General features: G+C 49.0%; 19 protein-coding genes. 8 read left to right on the plus strand and 11 right to left on the minus strand.

The window, feature by feature from the left end:
- Positions 1-144: 144 nt before the first annotated feature.
- From LHL18_RS06875 to LHL18_RS06885, 3 genes are all read left to right on the plus strand, one after another.
- Positions 145-1,056 (plus strand): sigma-70 family RNA polymerase sigma factor, encoded by a 912-nt coding sequence (locus LHL18_RS06875; protein ID WP_226766346.1) that lies wholly within the window; start codon positions 145-147, stop codon positions 1,054-1,056.
- Positions 1,053-1,421 (plus strand): hypothetical protein, encoded by a 369-nt coding sequence (locus LHL18_RS06880; RefSeq protein WP_226766347.1) that lies wholly within the window; start codon positions 1,053-1,055, stop codon positions 1,419-1,421. The genes LHL18_RS06875 and LHL18_RS06880 overlap by 4 nt, the downstream gene beginning before the upstream one ends.
- A gap of 277 nt (positions 1,422-1,698) precedes the next feature.
- Positions 1,699-2,196: a pyridoxamine 5'-phosphate oxidase family protein gene (locus tag LHL18_RS06885; protein WP_226766348.1), complete on the plus strand. Its 498-nt coding sequence runs from the start codon at positions 1,699-1,701 to the stop codon at positions 2,194-2,196.
- A 16-nt stretch (positions 2,197-2,212) separates the two neighbouring features.
- On the opposite strand, the gene LHL18_RS19660 is transcribed toward LHL18_RS06885, so the two are convergent.
- Positions 2,213-2,335 (minus strand): hypothetical protein, encoded by a 123-nt coding sequence (locus tag LHL18_RS19660; protein WP_264190100.1) that lies wholly within the window; start codon positions 2,333-2,335, stop codon positions 2,213-2,215.
- A gap of 83 nt (positions 2,336-2,418) precedes the next feature.
- Here LHL18_RS19660 and LHL18_RS06890 point away from each other — a divergent pair, with 83 nt between their 5' ends.
- Positions 2,419-7,386, plus strand: coding sequence for a hypothetical protein (locus LHL18_RS06890; protein WP_226766349.1), 4,968 nt, complete (start codon positions 2,419-2,421; stop codon positions 7,384-7,386).
- Between the two features lie 43 nt (positions 7,387-7,429).
- Here the strand turns inward: LHL18_RS06890 and LHL18_RS06895 are convergent, their stop codons facing one another.
- Together LHL18_RS06895 and LHL18_RS06900 are read right to left on the minus strand one after the other, a co-directional pair.
- Entirely contained in the window at positions 7,430-8,170 is a 741-nt protein-coding gene (locus LHL18_RS06895) for an endonuclease (protein ID WP_226766350.1), read from the minus strand.
- Between the two features lie 178 nt (positions 8,171-8,348).
- Positions 8,349-8,849, minus strand: coding sequence for an Mpo1 family 2-hydroxy fatty acid dioxygenase (locus LHL18_RS06900; protein WP_226766351.1), 501 nt, complete (start codon positions 8,847-8,849; stop codon positions 8,349-8,351).
- Between the two features lie 266 nt (positions 8,850-9,115).
- Between LHL18_RS06900 and LHL18_RS06905 the strand changes: the two genes are divergently transcribed.
- Positions 9,116-10,537, plus strand: coding sequence for an alpha-amylase family protein (locus LHL18_RS06905; protein WP_226766352.1), 1,422 nt, complete (start codon positions 9,116-9,118; stop codon positions 10,535-10,537).
- Between the two features lie 6 nt (positions 10,538-10,543).
- Here LHL18_RS06905 and LHL18_RS06910 read toward each other — a convergent pair whose 3' ends face one another.
- Positions 10,544-13,747: a DEAD/DEAH box helicase gene (locus LHL18_RS06910; RefSeq protein ID WP_226766353.1), complete on the minus strand. Its 3,204-nt coding sequence runs from the start codon at positions 13,745-13,747 to the stop codon at positions 10,544-10,546.
- A gap of 91 nt (positions 13,748-13,838) precedes the next feature.
- Entirely contained in the window at positions 13,839-14,591 is a 753-nt protein-coding gene (locus tag LHL18_RS06915) for a DUF4097 family beta strand repeat-containing protein (RefSeq protein ID WP_226766354.1), read from the minus strand.
- Positions 14,592-14,934: 343 nt separating this feature from the next.
- On the opposite strand from LHL18_RS06915, the gene LHL18_RS06920 reads away from it, so the two are divergent.
- Positions 14,935-15,489, plus strand: a complete 555-nt coding sequence (locus LHL18_RS06920; protein ID WP_226766355.1) for an SRPBCC family protein — start codon at positions 14,935-14,937, stop codon at positions 15,487-15,489.
- A gap of 9 nt (positions 15,490-15,498) precedes the next feature.
- On the opposite strand, the gene LHL18_RS06925 is transcribed toward LHL18_RS06920, so the two are convergent.
- From LHL18_RS06925 to LHL18_RS06935, 3 genes are read right to left on the minus strand one after another with little or no spacing between them, the layout of a single operon-like run.
- On the minus strand, positions 15,499-17,160 hold the full coding sequence (locus LHL18_RS06925; protein WP_226766356.1) for a FimV/HubP family polar landmark protein: 1,662 nt from the start codon (positions 17,158-17,160) through the stop codon (positions 15,499-15,501).
- A gap of 18 nt (positions 17,161-17,178) precedes the next feature.
- Positions 17,179-17,970 carry an outer membrane lipoprotein-sorting protein gene (locus LHL18_RS06930; RefSeq protein ID WP_226766357.1) on the minus strand — a complete coding sequence of 264 codons (792 nt, stop codon included), beginning with the start codon at positions 17,968-17,970 and terminating at the stop codon, positions 17,179-17,181.
- Positions 17,963-20,323 carry an efflux RND transporter permease subunit gene (locus LHL18_RS06935; RefSeq protein ID WP_226766358.1) on the minus strand — a complete coding sequence of 787 codons (2,361 nt, stop codon included), beginning with the start codon at positions 20,321-20,323 and terminating at the stop codon, positions 17,963-17,965. The genes LHL18_RS06930 and LHL18_RS06935 overlap by 8 nt, the downstream gene beginning before the upstream one ends.
- Positions 20,324-20,446: 123 nt before the next feature.
- Here LHL18_RS06935 and LHL18_RS06940 point away from each other — a divergent pair, with 123 nt between their 5' ends.
- Both LHL18_RS06940 and LHL18_RS06945 read left to right on the plus strand, forming a co-directional pair.
- On the plus strand, positions 20,447-21,949 hold the full coding sequence (locus LHL18_RS06940; RefSeq protein WP_226766359.1) for a YifB family Mg chelatase-like AAA ATPase: 1,503 nt from the start codon (positions 20,447-20,449) through the stop codon (positions 21,947-21,949).
- 106 nt (positions 21,950-22,055) lie between these two features.
- Positions 22,056-22,250, plus strand: coding sequence for a hypothetical protein (locus LHL18_RS06945; protein WP_134052878.1), 195 nt, complete (start codon positions 22,056-22,058; stop codon positions 22,248-22,250).
- Between the two features lie 27 nt (positions 22,251-22,277).
- On the opposite strand, the gene feoB is transcribed toward LHL18_RS06945, so the two are convergent.
- The 3 genes from feoB to pyrC form a co-directional block, all read right to left on the minus strand.
- Complete coding sequence (gene feoB / locus LHL18_RS06950) at positions 22,278-24,101, minus strand: ferrous iron transporter B (RefSeq protein ID WP_226766360.1); 1,824 nt, start codon at positions 24,099-24,101, stop codon at positions 22,278-22,280.
- A gap of 53 nt (positions 24,102-24,154) precedes the next feature.
- The gene (locus LHL18_RS06955) at positions 24,155-24,388 is read right to left on the minus strand and encodes a FeoA family protein (RefSeq protein WP_134052873.1); all 234 of its coding nucleotides are present in this window, start codon (positions 24,386-24,388) and stop codon (positions 24,155-24,157) included.
- A gap of 147 nt (positions 24,389-24,535) precedes the next feature.
- Positions 24,536-25,567, minus strand: coding sequence for a dihydroorotase (gene pyrC, locus LHL18_RS06960; protein WP_226766361.1), 1,032 nt, complete (start codon positions 25,565-25,567; stop codon positions 24,536-24,538).
- Positions 25,568-25,572 lie beyond the last annotated feature (5 nt).

Raw genomic sequence — 25,572 nt, forward strand, 5'->3', positions numbered from 1 at the left:
TAGGTAATGTCATTATAATTCAATGTATTAGTTTTATTTTTTTGCTGGTGCAGTAAATGTTGTCACGTTTTTACATTGCGCTACGTCATAGCAATAGATAAGTAAAAAAATGACACTGAGTAAACCGACAGGATATGACTTTGCATGACAGAACAACATTATTTAACACAGCAGTTTGAAGCATCAAGGCAGCATTTACATAAGGTCGCATACCGTATGCTCGGCTCGGGCAGCGAAGCTGAAGATGCGGTACAGGAAGCCTGGTTCAGGCTTAATCGGGTAGAAGCGGCCAGTATTGAAAACCTTACCGCTTGGCTGACTACTGTGGTAGCGCGGGTGTGTCTTGATATGTTACGCGCGCGAAAATCTAATCATGAAGCTATTGATGATAATGTTGCAGAAATTGCCACTGACGCAGCAGACAACATTGAAGCCGAGTTGCTGCAATTGGATTTAATCGGGCCCGCGCTGCTGTTACTGCTGGATATGCTGACGCCGGCTGAACGGGTTGCCTTTGTACTACATGATGTATTTGAGCTGTCATTTGCTGAGATTGCCGCCATTCTGGAACTGCCGGAAGCGTCGGCCAGGCAACATGCTAGCCGGGCCCGTCGTCGTATTCGCGGAGCAACCACTGCAGAGCAAGACGCTGAGCGGCAGCAAAGCGTCGTTGCTGCGTTCTTGCTGGCTGCGCGTGAAGGTAACTTTGATGCGCTGCTCCGGCTACTGCATCCTGACGTAGTGCTACGCGCTGATGCTACTGCGATTAAAATCAGTACCGCCAATAAAGCCAAAGGCGCACCAGAGTTTGCGCCTGAAATTAGGGGCGCTGACAAGGTGGCGGCAACCTTTAAAGGTCGGGCGGCTGGTGCTCAGTTGGCGATGATAAATGGCCTTGCGGGCGGTACCTGGGGCGTCAACGGTAAGGCGATGGTGGCATTTTGCTTTACCGTTGCAGACGGCAAAATTGCCACCGTGAATATAGTGATGGACAGAGCTGCGCTGGATAGTTTTGACATCCAGTTGATTAATACCAATAACGGAGTAACAGCATGAATATCCTGCTATGGCTGATGCAAATCTTGCTTGCACTGCACACTGCCGCCGGCGCAGTGTGGAAATTCTCACATTCTGCCCAGCATACTATGCCTTCTTTAGCCGCGATCTCGAATAGCCTGTGGCTGACAATGAGCGGTATAGAGCTGCTGTGCAGCCTATGCCTGATATTACCGGTGTTTTACAAACCGTTGGCGATATTGATTCCTGTTGCTGCGGTGTGTATCGCCTTAGAGATGCTAATGCTCTCAGCCGTGCACCTTAATGCTGTTGGCAGCAGTTATAGCCCGCTTATCTACTGGCTGGTGGTAGCAGCTGTCTGCGCTTTTATCGCTTATGGCAGGGCTGTAATACAACCGTTATAACACACACAATGGCTTAAACCGGGTTGCTAATTGGCAAATGCTACGCATGTATCTTTACTCTTGTTAGTACTGATTGCAAAGTGCCCTCAGGCCGCCCGTTTAATTTTAAAATCACATCCAGTCCAGACGTGCTGCTGTTTGTAAATCAAGCATTTTAAATTTGTTGAAAATTAAGCTGAACTTGTACTTAGGCCTCGGTCTCTATGCTTTATAAGCAGCATTTTTACTTGTTATGGTTTTGACAAACTAATGTGATCTCAGGCAACGAGGAGGAACTATGTCCAGTCCGGAGCATAAGCAAAAAATTTGGCAGCTGATCAAGAAAATCAACACCGGTATGTTAACCACGCATCACGGCGGCGAACTGCGTGCCCGCCCTATGGTACTGGTGCAGGACGAATACGACGGCACACTTTGGTTTTACACTGACCTTGAGTCAGAAAAGGTACTCGAACTGGAGCAAGATCATGACATTTGCTTGAGTTTTGCAGACCCTGACAGCCAGACTTATGTCTCACTGACCGGCACAGGCAGGGCCACTCGGGATAAAAAGCTGATTGATAAATACTGGAACAGTTTTGTCGCCGCCTGGTTTCCGCAAGGCAAAGAGTCTCCTAATGTCGGTATGCTTGAGATTAAAATTAAGCGCGGTGAGCATTGGGACAGCAGCAGTAGCAAGATGGTAAACAGCATTAAAACCATGAAGGCCAGGCTTACCGGCGAGCAACCGGAGCTTGGCGAGCATGAGAAATTTGGTACCGCAGGGAAGAACTAATAGTGCTGTGTTTTGGCTACTGTGTCAGCCAGGCTGCTGGCTGACAACTATACTCTGTTTCACCAATGCTCAGCCGGCTGCCGGAGAAATGCTGCCAGTGTCGGCGATTGGTTAAGGTATAGAGAACCTCTTTGTTCATTTATTGTTCATTTTTGTGGCAAAAAATGAAGTTCACACTATCCTTTATTGGTTAAAAATTAACCAATGTGAGAGGGGTGTGAAATGGACTCGCACCGTAAACGCTATACTGGTGTATTAGTCGTTACCCTCAGTTTAATAGTCGCAACAGCGCTAACCGCGCTGTTCTACTATTACAAAATCGAAAAGAACGAAACCTACCAAAACCAACTCCATTTTCGTGAGCTTCAGCGCTATGGCACTTTGTTAACGCAAAGTGTTGATTCGCTGACTGTGGGTGTTAAGTCTACTTTGACTGATTTTGAACTTTTAAGAGCAAAAGCATTGTGGCTAAAAGTGGAGAAAAAAGAGCAACAGCAGATAGAAGAAATAAAAAATTTAAGCGAAGACGTTACTACAAAATATAAAGAATTAGTTTCAAAGAGAGGTGACTTGGCTTCTGCTAAGAAAGAGTTCTCTCAGCTAACTGAGAAAATAAAACAGATTCATAAGAGCAAGGCTCTGCTTAAACCACCTCCGCCTGTGGCAAGTGAGTTTTCTACGGGGACAAATAAACTACTTGAAGACAAAATTGATGCTACTAAGAATGAAATGCAGTCTTCGTTGAAAAACGTGGTTAGCGGTCCTCAATTATTTAATAACAAGAAAGCGGAGCAAGGGAGAAGCTCTGAGATTACAAGCATGCCGTCGCTTGAAAGCGAAAGGGATCTAGACATAGAAAAGCTTATCAACGAATTAGTTGAAATTTTTAAGTTTGATCCAGAAGACGAATTGTTTAAAAACTGGCGAACCCAAAAAGCGAAGAGTGAAGAGCTTCATAAAGATGTTGAACGAATGGATGTTGAGTTTTACTCACTTAGACGCCAATGGAATGTATTGTATTTTTCGGTTAATGATTCCGTTCTAGAGAAGGCTACTAACTCGGGTGGTACATCCGCAGCGACATTGCCGACACCTGCAAAAATTACTTTACCAAATCAATGTTTTATTAACTATTTATCTTCCGACAACAATAATGACGATAAGAATATTACATTATGTATTTCTGACTACCTCAAAGTTGCCGCATCACTGCAGAAGATAAAATTTTCCAATATTAATTTAATTCGACCTGACGGCGACTGTGGTAAAAACTGCAATAGTAGAATTGACCAGCATGATGGCAAAACCAGCTTGTTTGTTGTTGAAAAACGAGCCGAGATGGCAGATAAGCCCTACGGCATGATAGTGCCGCTGGAAGATTTTTTAACCGCATCGCCATTAGTGCCACTCGTAATGCTAACTGATAGCAGTGGGGAAAGGTTATTTAGGGCTGAGAATCTGGCACTGGGTGCCCGGCATCAGGGCTTAAGGTTCGAAAACTTATCCGAGGTGATTAAAAGCGCTGCGGGAACCGGCGGAAGTGGCGCTAGTCAGTCGGTTCAAACCCAACATGTGCAGCTTAATACCGGTTTAATTGAAGCTGCAAAGACTGCCGACACCGACAGTATTCGCGGTACACCGCTTAACTTATTTCACTCGCGCTACTTTGATACTGAGCTGGCAGGCGAGTCATATCGAATTTTTATGACGCCATGGCGCCACCCGCAAATTAATAACGGCGCGGTGTATTACTTATTTGCTGTACAAGCGCGGGATGTACTGACGCTTAATAAAATGGCCGTTTCTGGCAGCACTGTACTGCTATTAATGCTGATGGTAGTGGTGCTGGTAGCCTTTTTGCCGCTGATAAAAATCAGATTGGTTGGCTATAGCCAGACATTTAGCCGGACTGACACTCATACTCTAGTGCTGGGCTTAGTTATGCTGATAACCGCACTTAGCTTAGCACTGTTTCATTTTTTGCATTACAACGGAATCAAGCATCAACTGGATATTATAGCAAAAGCTGTCAATCGGGATATGCAGACTGGGTTCTCTTCAGAATTATCGGCATGGAAAGGTTTAGCTGAAAAAATGGATAATACAGCTGAGCAGTTTGTTGGTGACAGACTTTTCTCTGACCATCCAAAATTTAAACAACTTGGTGCCGTACAAGAAGCAGATAAGTCTAAACAAAGATATTCTACTCATAGCGGGAGGTATTGGCCCGAGGGCGTAGCGAGATTAAAGTATCGTTCGGCTAATGAACAGCTTCGGTTACGATTAATACAAAAGCTTCAGTTAACGCTCCCAAGTCAAAAAGTATCATCTAAAGAGAGTGAGGAAGATGGAAAACCGGATGCGAGTAATTATGCGGAACCAACTCTGTTAGACTCAGCCACTACTTTATGGAAGGATTTACAGCAACAACAACAGTCACAGTTACAAGCAGACCCTGAGCAACTTTCTGCTCCGGAGCGTCCTTTTTTTACAGGCTTGGCATTCTGGAGCTCCATGCGTCAATTTAGTCCTTCGCGCGAATTTATTCCATTAACTGGCCGACACTATGTCAACAACGCTTTTAGCTGCAAACAGTTGGATGGCGTGCCCTTCGCTCCAGATTGCAGAAACAATATGTATATTGAGCAGGTGCTGAATAAACGGGATTTGCGCTTAAATACCTGGATTGGTATACCATTGTTCGAAAGTCCCACGGCGCCAAATGATCAACGTGAAATAATGATCGTTGGTGGCCAACTACTAACCTTTACCCAGCCAGTATTGCCGCGCCATTTTCAGTTTTTGGTATTTGATAATTATACTGGTGAAGTGCTGATGCACAGCGACAGTCGATACAGCAAGATAGATAATATCTTTGTTGATACTGATAATAATGGGCGGCTGAAAGCTCTGGCTTATCAACGGCAAAAGCAAGCACAGCCACTTGATGTTATTTATAAAGGTCATGATTACCGTTTTGCAGTCAGTCGTCTGCATGAAAATGTGCCATGGACCTTAGTAGTTATGTATGACAAAGCGCCATTTCGCTTGTTAAATATGTCGGCGGCTTTTTTTGCATTTTGCCTGACTGTGTTAGTGGTGTGTGCTGTGTATTTACTCATAAGGGTAACGCCACATGGTACTCAGTTTATTGCCGCTATAATTTGGCCAAGCCAAAAGAGGGCTGCTTTCGCAAAACGCTATGCCTACCTTTATATAATCGGCTGGTTGTCGGTTGCATTGATAACCATATCTTTTTTTAGTGTTGCTGCGGGGTATTACTCGGCCAACTACCTTACAAACAAATACAATTATTTGAACAGGCTTTATGTTGCTTCCAGGATTTCAGAGCAAGAAGCTACACTGCGAAATTTAAGCGACACCATTTATGATGGTATCAAAGATGACCTACACCTGAAGGTTCCTTGTTTTGGCTTTGAAATTAGGGCAGGTATCTGGAGCGCTGAATGTGATTCGGGTTCTATATCTAAGCTGCGCAATTCGGCGCTGAAAAACTTAAGTGTCGATAACTCGTTTATAAACTTTGTATGGCAAAATTATAGCTTGGACATGACGTTGCTCAATGAGGTTTGGGCTTTGGCGGCATTATCATGGGATGCAGTCGAATCTAAGTCGAATGGAAAAACAACACAAGCGCATAACGTTGTTTCATCAGAATTTGACACCTTTGACTCGCCAGGTGCAGTTATTAAAAGCGGCCTCAGCAGCACCTTGTTGTTGATTTTGAGCTTGGCTTGTTTGGTTGTGTTGCTGTTACTTTATTTGCTGCTGCGTTATTGGGTATGGCGCCGATTAATGGGGCTTGATCAGCCACCGAACTTCCGTATCAATCCAAATACACAGCCACTATCTTCTAACAATGGATATGAACTCTATCATGCCATCGCCCGCATTATGTCCGGTTATAAGGCGTTAGATAATGAGTGTTTCTATGTGCAGTTAATAAGACCTGCAGCGGCAATGCAGGCTGTTCTTAGTGGCAAAGTTAACGAGAAAGATAAGCCGCTGCTTCAGGCTGCAGGTTTAGCAGGTTTAACCCTGCATTCAGTGCAAGAAATGCGGGAATGGGAGGCTGTCAAAGCTGCCAAAGAAAGTAGCAGTGATAAGCGCACTTTAGCACTGTCAGGCTTTGAGACTTTGGCTTTAGAAAAAGGCAAGCGACTTAAAGCCTTGGCTCTTTTGCAGCGCCTTAAGCAGCAGGGTGAAATAAATCTGATATTGGTGGTTGAAATAGCACCGCTGTACCGGCTAACGCACCCTGAAGCTTATCCAGTGCCACTAAAAGCTGAAGACAAACCTGATGAAGCTGAAATTTTGGCATGGTCTGAACTACTACGTGATTTTGTGAAAGTATATGACTGGGTGCCATGTGCAAGAGAGTTTAGACCAAAAGCCAGCGCATTAAATGTATTGCTTTACGAAGCTAATGCATGGCCTGAGCTTAAAAGGGTTGCTGTTGAATTTTTTGCGTACCACTTTGCGGTAAAGCAACAAAACGTCTACCTTCAACGCGACGAAAAAGGGTATTTCAGCCTGATTTCTAAACAAGGCGATGAAGATGAAGCAGTTCAGCAAGGTCACTTTAAATCCTGTATGGAGTTGTTGGATGCACTGACAAAAATCGACGTCGATAGCTCACTGATGAACTCTTTCGATAATAAAAACAGAGTCAATATTATCTCTGTGATTAATTCTATCAATCTTAATTGGAGCGCTAATCAAGTCATTGACTTTTTTGGCACGGCTGCTGGGGCACACTACCGTTATCGCTGGGAGCTATGCACGACTCAGGAGCGGTTGTTGATGATTAATATTGCTAATGAGCATTTACCCAACCCACGCAATTATATTCCGTTGGATCATCTGGTGCGGCGCGGCTTTATTTTCTGCGATAAAGGCTGGCACCTGGCTAATCATAGTTTCCAAAAATTTGTTCGTACTGCCGAAGACAGAGAGGTAGTCAGAAGCTGGATTGGCGAGGCATCGGAAAGTATTTGGAAATATACCCGCTTCCCGTTACTGGTTGTGCTGTTTTTGCTGTTGGCAGGGCTTGCTTACACTGCAACAGAAGCATTCCAGACGCTATTTGCTATTTTTAGCGCTGTACTGGCGGCGATGCCATTGGTGTTGCGTGTATTTTCCTTTGCGCGAGGAGGTTCGCTAGAGTAATAACGGCGGTTCAGGTGAACATTGAGCAACGCATTTTTAATGTTTATTGAGAAACAACCAGGCCATACCCTGTTGTTTTATAGCCTAACTGCCATTCTCGCTTGCCGCTGACGAAAGGGTTATCGTGGCCCATATGCTGGCTGATGCGCGTGTTCAAGTCGCGTTCCTGCGCGGTTACCGGGTCTTGTTTGTGCCAGGCGATAAACAGCTGTTGCTGAGCGCGCGACAGGTTAAGGTTATATTTATCGGCCATATAAAAATAAATGCGGGCGATATCACCGCGTACAGCGGCAGCAGGTTCAAACACTTGTTGTTTAAAATCAACCTTAACCGGACAGGCACCATGTTGGGCAGAGGCTGATGGCAAAACACCGAAGCGGTAATTACTGCGGTCGCCATTTACCTCACCTATGGCTGGTACCAGATTGTATAAATCGGCTTCCATAGCGCGAAAGGTGCTATCGGTTTTTACGCAATTTTTGCGGCCACCGTTTTGCCAGCACTGACGCTGATGGCCAAAATGATGCGCCGGCATCACGTGCTCCCATTCAATCCGGTTAGCACGCGGGCCGTTTTTACGCACCTGATAGCCACAGCCAGCTAAATCGGGTATGCCTTTCTTGCCTTGCCAGCGAATAGCGCAATCGCAATAAAAGCTCGTCGCTTCGGGCGCATGAATACGTTGGGCTAAGCGTTTGGCCTGATCAAAGTTTGTGGGGGCGGCTAAGGTAAAGACAGAACATAACAGCAGCAAATAGCTGCTAAATAACGCGACAAATTTCATTCACTACTACTTATTTCAGTGACATCACTATGGTGCTACTAAGCAGAACTCACCTTATTCACATCAACACGCCGTAAACCCTTCCCTGGGGGCTCGTTTCCGCCCATCCGGGGCTCCAACGGTTGACTTAGAATAAGCTGAGTTCTGCTAACATATTTCGTCGTCAGCAGTAGCTGACTTAATGCGTTTTCCCGGCAACCTGCTCGATATCATGCTGCAGCGGTTTGCGCAGGCCAAGTTTAAACCCGAGTTCTGCCACGATAAACAAGGGCCCAACCAGCAAGCCGATCAGGTCATCAACAAAAGCCGGTTTTTTGCCTTCATAGTAATGGCCGACAAACTGCAGTACCCAACCCACCACGAACAGGCCAACTGAGCTTGCCAGCCAGATACCAAATGGCAGGCTGGCCAACTGTGCAGCCAGCAGAAAACTGATGCCGCTGAAGATAAACATAATCAGCGCAAAACGCAGGTCCAGCCGCAGATAAAACGCCATACCACCAATAAATAGCAGCAGCGCAGGCGTAATAGCAACGCCCGCCAGGCTAAACAGCGGCCAGTACAATAAAGCAAATACGGCCACCATAATAAGTGGAATGCCGGCGTAATGGGTCAGTATATTGCGCTCATCACGGTGGTATAGCGCGTAATGGCTTAAATGCTCGGTCAGGTTTTTCATCGTTGCTTTACCTGCTGTCGAAGGAGTTAAGGAAGTCATCACTAAGCCTAAATCCACTGTGGCACAGGGTCAATGAGATACTTTGTTCCTGTTGTAGCTAAAGTGTAAATTTGGCGTATATAAGCAATAAATAAACGCCGGTAAGGCGTAGGCTGAGCAGGTGTTAACGGAGCTTGTAGTCAATAACACCGTGTTGCTAAGTAATGGTAGCAACACGTCGGTTCATGGATGGCTTGCATAAACTAATGAAAATAAGGGATAGACCAATGCAAGTAATCAGTTCTGTATTAAAACGTCAGTTGTGGCTGCTGTATGCCGCCGCGGCGCTGTTATTTGGCAATAACGCCAGTGCTGACGCCATTTTGCACGCGTTCGACTGGCACTATGACGAGGTCGCTGCCAAAGCTACTGAGATAAAAAACCTCGGTTATAAAGCGGTGTTGGTAGCACCACCACTGAAATCTAATGCCGCTAACTGCGCCTGGTGGCAACGGTATCAGCCGCAGGATCTGCGCGTAATAGATCACTGCAAAGGTAATAAGCAGGCTTTTGTAAATATGATCAATGCGTTAAATGATACTGACCCGGCGCGGAAAGTGGATGTATACGCCGATATTGTATTAAACCATATGGCTAATGAGCGTAATGGAGCAACCGACTTTCCCGGTCAGGCCGCAGTAAACAGTTATGGTAGCAACAGCATTTACTGGAATAACCAGCGTTTATTCGGCAATTTAACCCAGGGCCTGTTTGGCAGCGCCGACTTTAACCCGGCAAACTGTATCAGCAATTACAATGACGTTTGGCAGGTACAGAATTACCGCTTATGTGGCGGTAGTGGTGATAGCGGTTTGCCGGATTTAAACCCGAACAGCTGGGTGGTGCAGCAGCAGCGCAGTTACCTGACGGCATTGAAAAACCTGGGTGTCAAAGGTTTCAGGGTCGATGCGGCCAAGCATATGACGATTTGGCATATCAATGAAATTTTCACCAGCGACATTAAAAACGGCATGTACCTGTTTGGTGAAATTATTACCAGCGGCGGCGCCGGTAACAACGAGTACGACAGTTTTTTAGCGCCGTACCTGCAATATACCGATCATAAAGCCTATGATTTCCCGTTATTTAACGCTATCCGCACTGCGTTTGGCTTTGGTGGCAGTTTAAGCCAGTTAGTTAGCCCGGCATCTTACGGCCAGGCGCTGCAGAATAGCCGGGCCGTCACCTTCACCATTACCCACGACATTCCGACAAATGATGGTTTTCGTTACCTGATCATGGACCCAACCGATGAGTATCTGGCCTATGCCTATGTTATGGGGCGCGACGGTGGTAAGCCGCTGGTTTTCAGCGACAGCACTGGCACTGACAGTAATCGCTGGGTTAATGCCTATAAAGCTGACCATATCAGCAAAATGCTGAATTTTCATAACCGTATGCAGGGGCAAGGCATGGAAATGCTGGCCTGGAATGACTGTGCAATATTATTCCGCCGTGGTCAGGAAGGTATAGTGGGTATTAATAAATGCAGCAGTACCCAGAGCTTTAATGTGAGTACCCACAATCGTTTTTACTGGTACCGCAATTACCGCGATGTCTTAAGCGGCAATAATCTGGTGTATATCAGCGGCGGCAGTTTTAACTTCAGCCTGCCGGCGCGGCAGGCCAGAATGTGGTATGCCGACTAAAAGACGTTAGTCGCTGCTGAACAGCGCCAGTAAATCTTCAGCCTGGCCTTGCCACGGTTGGCCCTTGCCACCGGCAAACAGCTGGTCGGCAAGCTGGCGCTTGTGTTGCTGCAACAGTTGCACTTTTTGCTCTACCGTATTACTAGCGATCAGCTTATACACAAACACGGCTTTTTGCTGGCCGATACGGTGAGCGCGGTCGGTTGCCTGCGCCTCCGCTGCCGGGTTCCACCACGGGTCGTAGTGGATAACAGTATCCGCGGCGGTCAGGTTTAACCCGGTGCCACCGGCTTTTAAGCTGATTAAAAACACCCGGGTATCGCCGTGCTGAAAGGCATCTATTTGCTGCTGACGGTGTTTGGTCTGGCCGGTTAGCTTGCTGTAGCTGATACCTAATGCAGTCAGCTCATCCTCAATTAGCGTAAGCATACTGGCGAACTGGCTGAAAATCAGTATGTTACGGCCTTCTTCCAGCATTTCCGGCAGGGTGTCACGCAGCCATTGCAGTTTGGCATTCGTTTGTACTGAGCGGGCGTGCTCTACCGGCACCAGCCTGGCGTCACAACAGGCTTGACGCAGTTTTAGCAGGGCATCAAGAAACTGAATTTGGCTGGCCGCGACGCCTTTTTGCACGAACAATTCCCGTACTTTGGTTTCCATCACCAGCCGGATGCTTTCGTACAGGTTGCGCTGGTCACTTTCCAGTTCCAGCAACTGCACAATTTCGGTTTTTTCCGGCAGCTCACTGGCAACCTGGGCTTTAGTGCGGCGTAGCATAAAGGGCGCGATTCGTGCTTTTAACGCATGAGCGCGTTCAGTATCACCATGTTTTTCAATTGGTTTGCGGTATACCTGATTAAAGTGCGCATCGTTACCCAAAAGCCCGGGCAAGACAAAATCAAAGATAGATTTGAGCTCACCTAAATGGTTTTCCAGTGGGGTGCCGGATAGCGCCAGTTTAAAACCGGCTTTAAGTAAACGCACCGCTTTAGCGGCCTGGCTGCCGGCATTTTTTATATGCTGGGCTTCGTCCAGGATCACGGCAGAAAGCGGCTGTTGCTGATAATACTTATGGTCGCGCACCACCAACGGGTAGCTGGTGACTATCACATCATAATCGGCAAGTTCATTAAATAATGGCTGGCGTTTATTGCCATGCACCTGCAGCACCCGTAGTTGCGGTGTAAAGCGTGCCGCTTCGGCCAGCCAGTTACCCAGTAAGCTGGTCGGGCAGACAATCAGCGCCGGCTGGGTCAGTTCGCCACGCTGCTTTATACTCAGCAGCAGGCTTAACGTTTGTAAGGTTTTACCCAAACCCATATCATCTGCCAGTATACCGCCGAGGCCAAATTCGCGTAAGAAGTTCAGCCAGCTTAAGCCCTGTAACTGATAATCACGCAGCGACGCCTGTAAGCCGTGCGGCGTTTCACAAGGCGGTATGCCGTTAAAGTTATGCAGTAAACTGCTTAAACGCTGTGCGCGCTGCGCATTTAAAAACTGAATATCTTTTGCGCTCTCGGGGGGCAACAAGGCGGCTTTATAGGCTGGTAAATCAAGGCTGAATTGCGGCTTGTTCGGGTTTAACAGTTCGATAATGGTATCAATAAACGGCTGGATCAATGCTACCGGCAAGGCCAGCTTGCCCTGTGGCAATGATAACCAGATAGGCTTATTGGCATCAGGCAGGCCGTGCTGGCGTAACCACTGACTGATAAGTGGTAGCAAGGGGACCTGAGTGCCATCGATGTCGACCTGAATCGCTAATGCAAAGCCGCCCACGGCATTATCCTGCACCGCGAGATAAGGATCGCCGGTTAAAATGTCCAGGTTAAAGTTTTCATCACGGGCAATATGCCAGCCCTGTTGTTCCAGCTGTGGCAAGGCATCCAGTAACGGTTGCCACAGCAGCGGGTTGTCCGGTCCGTCACCGACACCAAAAGCGCTGTGCTCTGTATATGGCGCCGGCAAGGCAGGCAGTTGTTGGAGTTCAAGCTCGACTAACTGCTCCAGCGCCGAAATTTCTGTATTGCGCTCCCGTTTCACAAAAACCGTCACACCGTCCTGTTCCAGTTCAGTTTGTGCCTGATTTAAATCCAGTGGCAGCAGATAACCGGCATACTGAAACTGCAGCACTGCGGTGGGTTCACTGCGGCTTTTCAGCTTGTGTGGCAGCATTTTTAGTTGCAGCACCGGACGAGGGCGGCTTTTTACCTGCTTTAAACCTTCAGCAGAAGGTACTGGCAGGCTGGTCTGGTTGAACAGTTGCTGCAGGCGGCTGATGCTGGGTAATAAGGCCTGCTGCGGTATTGGTGGCATTTTATTCAGTAATTTCAGCTGCTCACTGCTAAGCCGGGTGTCCAGCGCGCCAATCTGGTAGTAGCTGGTATCCAGGTAACAGGGTGGGTCTGTGTACACCAGTTCAAAATCACGATCAGCATCGTCAAGCTGCCAGCTTAACTGCTGCCCGGCAGCAGTATTTTGCCAGACAAACTGTAACGGCCGTTTTGGCCCTTCTGTCACCGGGTAGCGCGCTTCAGAAAAGAAACAGCGGCCACTGCCAAGCAGTTGCTGCAATAGCTGATAGCCCCAATCGCCTTCCAGCAGCGGTAAGTCCCGTAGGCTTTGCGCGCGGAAATAACTGAGTAAACGGTAATCATGCTGCTCGATCCAGTGCGGTATTGTCGGTGCGACTAAATCATACTTACCAATGGCAACGCCTTTGGTATAACCGCCTTTTTTACTCTCCCGCACCCGCCGCGGGCTTAGCTGTAACCCGGCCTGGCCATAAGACAGTAGATACAACACCACATCTTTGTCATCCTCTGGCGGGGCTAAAGATTGCTCTACCTGCTCAAACCACTGATTCAGTTGTCGTACCGGTTGTTGTTCCAGTTTTAGTTTGTCTTGCTGGTAATCACGTTGTAGCCGCAGCAGCACTGCCAGTACATGCTTGCAGTTGGCACCCACCGGGCAGGTGCAGCGGTTTTGCAGCTGCCAGCCGTCGCTGGTGTTTTTAAGGGTAATAAACTGCCGGTATGGCGTGAAAGCTGCGCCCCAAACCTGAGCGCTGATGTCAGAAAGATCGCTTTTGTACTCCAGCTTCACCACTTTACCGGCTTGCAGGTATGCCTGAGCACGGTGAAACGTCACCGCGTCAAACCATTGTTCCAGTTGCTGTTGGCTAAGAGGAAAAGCTGTGTCGGTTGTCATAACGCCTGAATGCTAAGCACAAAGGCGTAATGCTACCGCAGTTTTGCCTTAAGCCAAATGCGGCAGCATAAAATAAAACAAATTTATGTGCTTAATCGTTAATTTTCACCGGGCCGTTAATGGCATTGATTTTTAACCCGCCCGAACCACTGTTCACAACGGTCAGGCCTGCAGCACCGTCAACCAGTATATCGCCAGAGCCATCATCTACCGTTACCGTGCCGCCAATATTGTTAACGGTCAGATCGCCTGAGCCATCATCAATGCTGACATCACCGGCTACGTCACTGATATGCAGATCGCCAGAGCCATCTTCTACCTGCAGTTTGCCACTGAGCTGGCGGATGCTGAGATTACCGGAGCCATCTTCTATCACAGCGTTGGCGCCGCCCTGGATTTGTAAATCACCGGAACCATCGTCAACATACAGATCGCCTTTCAGGCCTCGGATATCTGTATCGCCTGAGCCATCATCCAGTTTCAGGCTAAAACGTGCCGGCACTTTTACTGTCAGATCGATATAAGGGCTGTTGCCAGAATAGAACGACTTGTCGAAACCGGCTTCAAGCTTGGCATTACTGCCACTGTCAACCAGTGACAGGCGAACGTCTTCAGCGTCGTAGTAGTAAATATTGGCCACGACTTCAACGTCGCTGCGGCCTTCTTCACCAATAATATCGAGTTTGCCGGCCCCGGTATCGGCTACCAGTTGCTTAAGGTCGGCGGCACCCAATGCCAGAGTGCGCTCTTCGTGTTGCAGATCACCGGCGTGGCCGTTGCCAACGTAAATAACACACCCACTCAGTAGGGTGGCGGCGGCAATTGTCAGAACAGATGTTTTCATTTCGCTTCCTTGTAAAGTATGTAGAAATAGTGGTGAGATTGTTTAATCTGCTGTCTGGATAGTAAAACTAAAGCAAAATCAGTGCCTGAATTTAACTGATTGTTATATATAGATTTAACGGTTTTAGTGTTGCCGCTCTGTTAGCCTTTCACGCTAACATCTGGTGAATTAGGCTATTTCGCCGTCGCAGGGCTGGCTATTTCGTAGCAAGCTGGAGTGTTAACAAAAAGCCAGCTATGTTTAAGCGGAAATTTGCACCGCTTAGCAGCGTTGCCGCATGGCGGTAAGCAAGGTTGTGCCGGTAACGCAGTCAGCGCAGCTATAACAATAAGGATAATGCATAATGATAAAGAAAATATTGCTGGTGCTTGGCATTCTGCTGGCAATACCGCTGGTTACAGCGTTGTTTGTGAAGCAGGATTACGAAGTAGAAACCCAGGTAATGATCCAACAGCCGGCTCAGGTGGTGTTTGACTATATCCGTTTCCTCGGCAATCAGGATAATTTCAGTGTCTGGGCCGCGATGGATCCGAATATGCAGAAATCTTACCGCGGTGTCGATGGCACTGTTGGTTTTGTCTCGGCCTGGCAAAGTGATAACCCGGATGTCGGCAGCGGTGAACAGGAAATTAAAGCGATTAAAGAAGCAGAGCGGATAGATTTTGAGCTGCGTTTTTATCAGCCGTTTGAAGCGGTTTCACCTGCGTATATGACAACCGACGCCATAGCGCCGGACCAAACCCGGGTTAGTTGGGGCTTTGCAGGCCATATGCCTTATCCGATGAACCTGATGTTGCTGGTGATGGATGTTGAGGCCATCATAGCCGCAGATTTACAACAGGGGTTGGATAACCTGAAGCTGATCCTCGAAGCGCCGCCGGCGCAGGGTGACAGATAATCAGCGGCCTTAGAAATAATAGTCCAGACTCAGCTGCAGGTAGTCATCGCGGCGGATGTAATACAATGGTTCCCAGTTTGTGTCGCTCTGGAAAAACCAGGCGTCGAGCCGCAGCCGCAGGTTGTTAGATAGCCGCATCGAAGCCTCGATTTTGCCGCTGCGGCTGTCGCTGTTGTCCAGGTCCTGCACCAGACCCAGCAGGATCTCACTGCCAGCTGCATCGTTGGCAACAAAGCGGGTACCTATAAACATATCGTTCTGCCCGGGCAGGGGTGCCTGTTCATCCCGGCTATCGTATTGATATTCAGCAATCCAGCCCAAATCCCAGTTACTGTCAAACAGGCCAACCTGGGTATATTCAAAGCCAGCCGTAGCCGCAACAAAATCTTGCTGCCGGGTTTTACGGTAAATACTTTCCAGTTTCCAGATCCAACTGCCGCTAATCAGCTGCGCTTCCAGGCCCAGCTGCTGCATTTGCAGATAAAGCGGCTGCAATTCATTGTTTTGGCCTGGCACAAGGATTGGCTCGCGGCTATTACCTTCAAAATAACTTAACGCCAGATCCAGTGCGTCAAACTGCCTGCTCCAGCGCAGGGCGAAATCGAGGTTGTTTTCTTGTTCAGCTGATTCATACAGCGGCTGATCGGTGTCGACCAGCAAAGGTGGCCGCAAACGGCCTTCGGCACCGGCCAGAGTGCGCTCGCGGAAATACGGCAGCAGGTACATCGACAGGGTGCCGCCAGCACCATACAGGTTCCAGTTCAGCATCGGCTGGCCGAGCTTGGTTTCACCGTCGATATGGGCGACTAAATCGGTCTGGTTAATAACATCGACCAGGTGTTGAGACTCGGTCACCCCCCAGAATACGATATCAACCCCCGCTTTGACATCAAAGCCATCACCGGCGTATTGCCAGTAAGCCTGGCGTAAATCGACCAAATTACGCTCGCTGTCGCGCTGGTCAAAGCGCAGATAAGGCTCAAACGCTAACTGATGATTGCGGTCATCGCTCTGCCATACCCATTCTGCACTGAAGGCGACGCTACTGTGAGACTTTGCCTGGCCTTGTTCGCCTTGCTGCGGATAATAACGTTGCTGCAGTGTCAGGGTGTAATCGCGGCTGAGCTGTTGCAGCCAGCTTTCATCGGCTGTTTCCGGCATTGTCGCTTTACTTGTTGCCGGTTTGCCGGGCGGCGCTGTGTGTAATGGTGTTGTTGGCGTTGCCGCTGCCGCAACCGGTGTCGCAGGGCCAGACTGATGTACAGCGGCACCAGTTTTTACCGTGGCCATACTGGTAGGGATAGTGTTTTGCTTTGCTACTGGCGCCGGCTCTTTCGCCAGACGACCGGGCTTGGCAGCAATAGCCTGATAGTACCACTGTCTGGCTCTGGCGACCGGGGTGGCCAGCATCTCGCTGCGCTGCGGTACATTCAGCTGCGCTCCGGCACGCAGCATATTAATATTCTGGCCGCTAAAGGCATCAGGGTTGGCCTGCCACAGCGCATAGACCACCTGTACCATAGCGACACCCTCGTCAGGTCTGGCCTGGGTGGCCAGTTTCCACAAGGTATCCGTGCTTTGTACCGGGCCCAGTACAACACTTTCTGCTTGCGCCGGGACGGCGGTTACCAGTGTTGCTATCAGGGCAACGCCGGGTATTAATCTGTGCATTACTGGTTTATCCTGCTGCTAACGCACCCGTTGCAGCGCATTGGTATCAAAGTCTGCCGCGGTGCGGCCGGTGTTAAACTCAATTTTATGGATCAGCAAATCCGTACTTTTACCGGTTTGATGATTTACCATGCTCAGTTTATGTGGCCGCCAGTATTTGTCCAGATATTGGCGATAATCCTGTAAGGTCAGTGTTTTAAGCAGGGTATTTTTACGGTCGTAATACTCAACTTTTACCGGCTGATAATGTTGCTGACTGAGCCAGGCAATGCTTTTACTGTAACCCGAGAACTCATCTGCAGGTATTTGCTCCAGTACAAAACAGTTACTGTCACCGCATGGCTCGTCCTGCAGATAATTGAAGCGGTATTTTTCGATTTCAAATGAGCTTAAATCTTCATAAGCAAACTCACTGCCCATAAAGGGGCCGGACTTATTGCGCGACGCTATCCGTTTTACCCGCTTGACGGCAGGCAGGTACAGCCACTGATCATCTTCAGCCGTTGGATGCGAATGGTTTAGAAAGGCTGTGCCACGTACATCCCGCGGCTCGTCAAATATGGTCAGGCCTTTGTCACCATCACCCTGTACTTCCAGTGCAGCAGTACGCATTTCGCGGCGGCTTTCATCACCGGCCGCATTACGCAGCACCATAGTGGTTTGGCTTTCGCTGTCACCCCAACCGATGTCGCGGCTTTTACGCTCTTTGGCTATTTGCAGGCCTTTGGCTTCATCGGCCGCCAAACTAAACGGTTGCCAGGCCAGGCCCAAACTGATGAGTAGCAGTGGTGTGAGTAAATAATTACGCATGACGTTTGCTGTCCTTGGTGTCAAATTTCAGTAAGAAGGCTGGCAGAAACAGGAAATCAATCACCAGCGCAGTCAGAATAATAATAGCCGTTAACAGGCCCATGTCAGAATTCAGCCGAAAGCTGGATAGCATTAGTACGCTAAACCCTATTACCAGCACAGCAGTGGTGATCCACAGCGCCCGGCCGACACTGTTAAACGCATAACGTACAGCGGCTTCTGCATCCCGCCCTTCCTGCCGTGCATGCTGATACTTGGCCAGAAAATGCACGGTGTCATCGACAATAATACCCAGACTCAGGCTGGCGACCACTGACAGGCCAAGATTTATCTCGCCACTGTACCAGCCCCAGATCCCAAAGCCGATAGCCGCCGGAGCAATATTAGGCAACAGGCTGATAAGCCCCATGCGCCAGGAGCGCAGGCTGAAAATCAGCAGCAATGAAATCAGCACCAGTGCCAGCGGCAGCGTTTTTAGCATCGACGCCATATTGCGCTCGCCGATATAACCAAACATCAGCGCTGTGCTGGCTGCGCTGGCCTGGTATTGCGGATAATGGTTGGCAAGATAGGCCAGTGCACTTTGCTCAAACTGGGTAATTTCTTTACTGCCCATATTCTTCAACGAGGCGGTAATACGGGTGGCGCTTTTATCCAGATTAAGCTGATTATTCAAATCCAGCCCATACGGCAGCGACATTTCGTACATCAACAGATATTGCGCGGCTTCGTCTTGCTGAGCAGGCAGTTTGTAATACGCCGGGTCGTCGCCATGCATATTCTGGTTCAGCCGTTTAAAGGTGTCGCTGACGGTATTGACATGGATAACATCTGGCTGCTGCTTCAGCCAGTTGCTGAACTGTTCGACGGCGGCAATAAATTCTGGTTGGTTTACGCCACTGCTTTCACCGCTGTGCAGGGCAAAATCGACAGAGGCAGAAGCGCTTAAATGCTGATCCAGAAAATCCATCGACTGACGAAACTGGGTTTCAGGGGCAAAATATTTTACCGCTTCATCGTTAATTTTATTCAGTGGAATAAGAGCAGAGAATCCCAGCATTAATATCAGCATTGCTGGCAGTAACAGATTATGCCGGCGGATAATGAAACCGGCCAGCGCATCCATCAGGCTATCTTTTTGCTGCTGTTGCTTACCGGCTTTAAGCGGTAATAACTGCAGTAGCGCCGGCAACACCACCAGGCTGAACAGGCACGCCAGCATGACGCCGACGGCACTCATATTGCCAAGGTCTGCCAGTATAGGCACTTCGGAAAAATTTAACGTTAAAAAGCCAATTGCGGTGGTTGAGCTGGTAATAAAGACCGGTACCAGATTGCGCTGCATACTGTATTGAATGGCGGCAGATTTTTGTTCACCCTGTGACAATGCAAACTGCATCGAGGCAATAATGTGCACACAATCCGCCACCGCCAGTGTCATCAGTATGGTTGGCACGTTTACGGTCGCGGTACTTAAAAATATGCCGGCCCAACCGGCCAGACCCAGTGTGCTGGTAATAGTGATAGCAATGATCACAATAGTTGCTGCTGCGCCCGAAACCGAGCGCAACAGCAGTGCCAGCATTAGCACTATGGCTAAAAACATAAAAGGGATCAGCGTTCTGGCATCGTGCTCGGCTTCATACGCCAGCGCATGGTTCATCGCTATCACACCCGCCAGATGAAACTCCGTCTGCGGGTACTGCTGCTTAAACTGCAATGTTAATTGCCGGGCATACTCATAAGCATCAAACACTTCTTTATTCTTGTCCTGCTCAGGTAGCTGCACGGTAATATTAATCGCTGCGACCCGGCCGTCGGTAGATATCAGCCGGTTGACCAAGGCTGGTTCGCTCAGGGCAATGCGTTCAATTTTGGCGATTTTGTCTGTGTTTAGTTGCGAGACATCCAGTAGCAGGTCTTCAACCAGCAGATCGTCAGCATCCGCTTCGGTGTGCTGGAAGTTGGTAACTGAGTCTACCCGGATAGAATACGGCGTTTGCCAGGCTGCATCAGTCAGTTGCTTTAGCAGTGTCAGCATATCGGCGCTAAACACCGTACCTTCTGCGGGGGCGACACCAATTAGAATATTATCGGTTTTGTTAAACTCATCCTGCATCTGCTCGAATGCCTGCAACTGCGGATTCTCGGCAGAAAAGAAGATGCGAAAATCACCACGAAAAGCCAGCTTACTGATACCGGCACTCATCAGGATCACCAGCAAGGCCGTACTGAGCAGAACCTGCCATGGATGCGCCAAAACCCAGCTTAACCAACGTTGCCTCATATGCTGCTCCAAAACCTGTTTCGTCAATCCGGCCAACAGCTTGGGCTGATAACTGTATGCATCCATGCTGTGGTATCCAGTGTAGTCTCTATCGGGCTGTAAGCTAAACAGATTATTTAGCCTTGTTTATTATTAACATTATGCTAAACATTATTTATCTTTTATTTCTATTATCGCCAGGGAGACAGGATGTCATTGGCCGTTGTGTTCAGCCGCGCCCGTCATGGTTTAGATGCGCCGCTGGTTACCGTTGAAGTACATATCAGTAATGGCCTGCCTGCTTTTCAACTGGTGGGGCTGCCGGAAACCTCTGTCAAAGAATCGCGTGACCGCGTGCGCAGCGCCATGGTAAACAGCGGTTTTGCTTTTCCGGACCGTAAAATCACTGTTAATTTAGCCCCGGCAGATCTGCCCAAAGAAGGTGGCCGCTTCGACTTGCCGATTGCGCTGGGCATTATTGTTGCTTCGGGCCAGCTGGCAGAGAAAAGTTTGCTCGGCTGTGAGTTTTGTGGCGAGCTGGCGTTATCAGGGGAGATCCGGCCGATAGTGGGTGAGATCCCGGTTGCTATTGCCTGCCGCGATGCCGGCCGTGAAGTAGTGCTGCCGATGTTAAATGCGCAGCAGGCGCAGCAAGTGCCTAAAGTGGTTGTACATGGCGCTGAGCATTTACTGCAGGTGCACAGCTTTTTACTGGCACAGCAGGCATTACCGGCTATTCCGGCGTTGCCGGCCAAGGTGGTAACTTCGCAGCCGGATTTAGCAGATGTGAAAGGTCAGGCTCATGCCAAGCGGGTGCTGGAGATAGCGGCAGCGGGTGAGCATAATTTGCTGATGCTGGGGCCGGCAGGCACTGGTAAATCGATGCTGGCGCAGCGTCTGCCGGGAATTATGCCACCTTTGACAGAACAGGAAGCGTTAGCCACCGCAGCTATATATTCGATTGCCGGTTTGCAGCGTAACTTAACCGACTGGCAGCAAAGACCGTTCCGCAGCCCGCATCATACCAGTTCAGCCGTGGCATTGGTCGGCGGTGGTTCGGTGCCTCGTCCCGGGGAAATATCGCTGTCCCACCATGGCATTTTGTTCTTAGATGAACTGCCGGAATTTCCGCGCAAAGTGCTGGATGTACTGCGCGAACCACTGGAAACCGGTGTTGTGCATATCAGCCGTGCTGCGCGGCAGGCGGAATTTCCGGCACAGTTTCAGCTGGTGGCAGCATTAAACCCAAGCCCAACCGGTCACCATCAGGATGGCCGCGCCACGCCGGAGCAAGTCATGCGCTACTTGAACCGCTTATCCGGCCCTTTTATTGATCGTATTGAATTACAGATTGAAGTGCCGCTGTTACCTAAGGGGATGTTAAGTCAGCACACCCAGGAAGAAAGCAGTGCCAGTGTGCGCGAACGGGTGCTGGCTGCTCGGCAGTTACAACTGGCGCGACAGGGCAAAGCTAATGCCAGGCTAAGTGGCAGTGAAATAGCAGATTTTTGCCCATTACAACAGGCCGATGCCCGCTTTCTTGAAGATACTATTCATCGCTTTAAATTATCGGCCCGCACTTATCATAAGATAATTAAAGTGGCGCGTAGTATTGCAGATCTGCAACAACAAAATCAGATAAACCGGGCACATTTAATGGAAGCACTAAGTTATCGGGCATTGGAGCGGTTGATAAGTTATCTGAAAAATTGAATGCTGCGATTTTATCTTAGGTTTTTTCATATTGTTTACAAAGTAACATAAATAGGTAAAATGAGGTTGTTTATTCTCTGTGTACATTTTATCTAAGGAAAGAAAGATGTGGGTTAGTGAAAACGGGCAGTTATGCAATACCGAAACTAAACGGCGTTTATCACCACAGCAGTATGGTCAGCCAATTTATTTTGAGAACCTGGGTGAGCTGTATTTTTCAGCTACAGATATAGTGCTCAGTATGTCGGCATCAGAGTTTGATCAGTTCAGCCTTGAATATGAAAAAGCCCTACAGGATTAACCAGCAGGGCTTTTGTGTTTTTCCACATCAACCAATCAGGTTGTAGGTAATCGCAGCTAGCAGGTAAGCCAGCAAGCCATAAGCAACGACTACACCTATTACCAGCTTGTTATTGCCTGTTTCCGCTTTTAATGTTGCTACTGTTGCCACACATTGCAGGGCGACCACATAGAACAACAGAATACCCAGACCTGCGCCTAACGCCAAGCCATCCTGCTGAATGTTTTCGGCCAGACCGGCGACGTTTTCGTCAGCATTACTGACACCAAACAAGGTACCGAGCGCACCAACAAACACTTCACGCGCCAGGAAGGACAGTAAAATGGCTACGCCATAGCGCCAGTCCAGACCCAGCGGTTCAAAGATTGGCTCGATAAAGTGACCTATAGTGCCAAGATAAGAATGTGCCAGGTCGTCACCGCCCGCCGGGAAGTAACTCAATACCCAGATCACAACCGATACCATAAAAATCACCGGGCCAGCACGGTAAATAAAGTGCTTACCGCTTTGCAGTACACGCTGCAGCAGAGGTTTCCAGTGTGGCAGGCGGTAGGTTGGCAGCTCCAGAATAAACGGCATATCCGTGGCAGTGGGTTCAATTTTATCTGAGCGCGACAACAGCAGACTAATCATTAACGCCGTCAGAATACCCATAAAGTACAGCGCAAAAAACGCTATACCCTGCAGGTTAACCAGACCACCAAGGTACTGAATATCCGGGATAAACACGGCAATTAACAGTGCATATACCGGCAGGCGGGCGGAGCAGGACATCAGCGGAATAGTCAGCATGGTGATCAGCCGTTTACGTGGCGATTCTATGGTGCGGGCGGCCATAATGGCCGGTATAGCGCAGGCATGCGCTGACAAATAGGGAATAAAACTACGACCGGATAAGCCAAAGTAACTCAGCGGGCGGTGACAGATAAGCGCAGCGCGTGCCAGATAGCCGCTGTCTTCCAACAGGCCGATAATCAGCGTCAACACCATGATCTGTGGCACGAACACCAAAAATGATCCCAGGCCGCCAAATACTGCATCGTTTATAAAATCGTGTATCACGCCCGGGCCTAGGGCTTCGGTGAGCACTTCGGCAATATAAGCGATGATACTTTCCACCGCATCCATCAACGGGGTGGCGAAAGTAAAAATACTTTGGAACAGAAAGAACATTACCAACAGAAACATCACACTGCCGCTGATGCTGTTTAGCATAAAGCTGTCGATACGGTTTTGATTTTTCAGCACTACGGTATCTTTGATGCCGTGTTCAGCCGCCAGTTGCCGGGCTTGCTTCAGATCGCTTGCTGCATCCGGACGCAAATCTGACAGCTCGGGAATAGCACTGGCTGCAGCCGCATCCTGTTGCAGTGCCGTTTTAAATTCAGCAATCCCTTCAAGAGTGCGGGCTGAAATAGCATAAACCGGGCTACCCAGCTGCTTGCTAAGAGCAGCTGTGTCGATGTGATGGCCGAAACGCCCCAGTTCATCAATCATATTCAGCGCAAAGATCAGCGCTTTGTTATGCTGCTTTGCCAGGCGCTGTACCTGCAGACCAAATACCAGGCTGCTTTCCAATCGCGTTGCATCGAGGTTGCAGACAATCAGTGCAGTGTTGTCATCCAGCAGCGCTTCATGCAGCTTTTCCACAGCGATCTGCTCGTCTTTCGACAGCGTATGTAATGAGTAAGCGCCAGGGAAGTCGACTACCTGGTAACCAGCAAACTGGCCGCTTTTCAGCTCTACTGTTACACCCGGAAAATTGGCAACCTTTTGTTTCAGGCCGGTAAGCTGGTTAAACAACAGGGTTTTACCAGAGTTTGGTTTGCCTACCAGAATAATACGTTTCATAACACAACCTGTTTTCACATTCAGCTAATACAACATCCTTTAACCGCCGGCATTCAGCTGCTGCGGATATGGATTTCTCTGGCTATAGCCTGCTCCAGCGAATATACACAGTCTGCCACGGTGACCACGACTGGGCCTGAAAAAGGCCCACGCTGCACGCAGGTTAACGCCCGGCCCGGCTCGAAACCCATCTCGAACAGACGCTGTTGGATCTGCTGCGGCAGTGTCTGGGTAATAGCTGCGATCTCAGCCGTTTGTCCACGCGGCATGTCCCATAATGTTTTCATAAGCTAAATACTAAATTGAGAATAGAAATAATTGTCATTTAACAAGGTGCAGTTATGCCACAAGCCAACGCGGGCAACAAGAGCTGGCGCAAAAAAAGCTGCCAAATCACTATTTGGCAGGTTCAACGGCAGCCTGAAGCAGCAGGGCTATACCAGTTTCCAGTTCAGGGTTTCACCGGCATAAAACGGCACTATAGGGTTACCGTTTGGCAAGGTTATTTCGGTAGGAACCTGCCACTGCTGTTTTACCAGTGTAACAGTGCCTTTATTGCGCGGCAGGCCGTAGAAGTCGGCGCCATAGTGGCTGGCAAAACCTTCGAGTTTATCCAGACAACCTAAATCGTCAAAGACCTGAGCATAAAGCTCTATTGCACTGTGGGCACTGTAACAGCCGGCACAGCCGCAGGCTGATTCTTTGCGGTGCTTTTCATGTGGTGCCGAGTCGGTACCAAGGAAAAATTTAGCTGAACCGGTAGCGACAGCGGCGCGCAGCGCTTCCTGATGTGTGCGGCGCTTTAATACCGGCAAGCAGTAGTTATGTGGCCTGACGCCGCCTACCAGCAGATCATTACGGTTTAGCAGTAAATGCTGTGGCGTGATGGTTGCTGCCACGTTAGCGGAACTTTGCGCAACAAAGCTGGCAGCATCAGCAGTGGTGATGTGCTCAAACACAACTTTTAGTGATGGTATGCGGGCTACAATAAGTTGCAGGTAGCGGTCGATAAACACTTTTTCACGGTCGAAGATATCAATTTCATGCTCTGTCACTTCGCCATGGATCAGCAGCAGCATGCCCTGTTCTGCCATAGTCTCAAATACCGGGTAAAGCGAGTCCAGCGCGCCAACACCGTGGCTTGAGTTTGTTGTGGCGCCAGCAGGGTACAGCTTGGCAGCCACAATACCTGCACGTTTTGCTTCAATAATATCAGCGGCACTGGTTTTATCTGTCAGATACAACGTCACCAGTGGCTCAAAACTGCTGCCAGCAGGGCGAGCCGCTAATATTCGTTCACGGTAAGCCTGTGCCATAGCGGCTGTTGTAACCGGGGGAACTAAATTAGGCATCACTATTGCTCTGGCGAACTGACGAGCCGTGGCCGGGACAGTTTCGCGCAGCATATCGCCATCGCGAAAATGCAGGTGCCAGTCGTCCGGAGTCTGAATAGTTAAGGTGGTCATAAAGT

Origin of the sequence: Rheinheimera aquimaris, assembly GCF_020531985.1 — a bacterium.
GTDB classification, from domain to species: domain Bacteria; phylum Pseudomonadota; class Gammaproteobacteria; order Enterobacterales; family Alteromonadaceae; genus Alishewanella; species Alishewanella aquimaris.